Source organism: Mycobacterium sp. UM_11, assembly GCF_001414075.1.
GTDB lineage: Bacteria > Actinomycetota > Actinomycetes > Mycobacteriales > Mycobacteriaceae > Mycobacterium.
This window is the reverse complement of the sequence record NZ_LATC01000229.1, coordinates 1-825: the sequence shown is the minus strand read 5'-3', so window position 1 is coordinate 825 and position 825 is coordinate 1. Positions and strand designations below refer to the sequence as shown.

1 protein-coding gene is annotated in these 825 nt (G+C 65.9%); it reads right to left on the bottom strand.

The genetic code is table 11. From position 1 onward, the window contains the following. Window positions 1-815 (bottom strand): serine/threonine-protein kinase (locus WU80_RS24780; RefSeq protein ID WP_156349775.1); only part of this gene is annotated, 815 nt, incomplete at its 3' end. Window positions 816-825 lie beyond the last annotated feature (10 nt).

Genomic DNA, 825 nt, shown 5'->3' with positions numbered 1-825 from the left:
GCGGCCAGGGCCAGGTCCCCGGCGCTGGCGTAACGCTCCTCGGGCTTTTTGGCCATTCCCCGGGTGACCACCGCATCGAAGCCCTTGGGAATCCCGGGGCGAAGCGCGCTGGGCTGGGGGATGGGGTTCATGGTGTGGGCGGTCACCAAGGCGCCCGCGCTTGACGAGGTATACGGCGGTGTGCCGGTGAGGCATTCGTACAGCACGCAGGCCAGGGCGTAGATGTCGGCGCGGTAGGTGACCTCGCCGTTGGAAAACCGTTCGGGCGCCATGTATTTCCACGTCCCCACCGCGGTGCCCAACTGGGTCAGCTTCTCATCGGTGGTGGCACTGGCGATGCCGAAGTCGACCAGATAGGCGAAATCATCGCGAGTGACCAGAATGTTTTGCGGCTTGACGTCGCGGTGCATCACCCCGGCGGCGTGGGCGGCGTCGAGCGCCGAGGCGATCTGGGTGATGATGGCCACCGCACGCGGCGGGGCCAGCGGCCCAAAGCGTTTGAGCACGCTGTCCAAGTCGGTGCCCTCGACCAGGCGCATCTCGACAAACATCTGCCCGTCGATTTCGCCGTAATCGTGGATGGGCACCACGTGCGGCTCCTGCAAACGACCGGCGGTGCGGGCTTCGCGTTTCATCCGCTCCCGAAACACCGGGTCCTTGCTGAAGGTCTCCGAGAGCAGCTTGACCGCCACGGTCCACTCCTTGACGGTGTGCTCGGCCTCGTAGACCTCGCCCATCCCACCCCGGCCCAGCAGCCGCTTTAGGTGATACGGCCCAAACTGCGTGCCCACCCGCGAGACCTGCTCATCACTCATCGCCGATCCT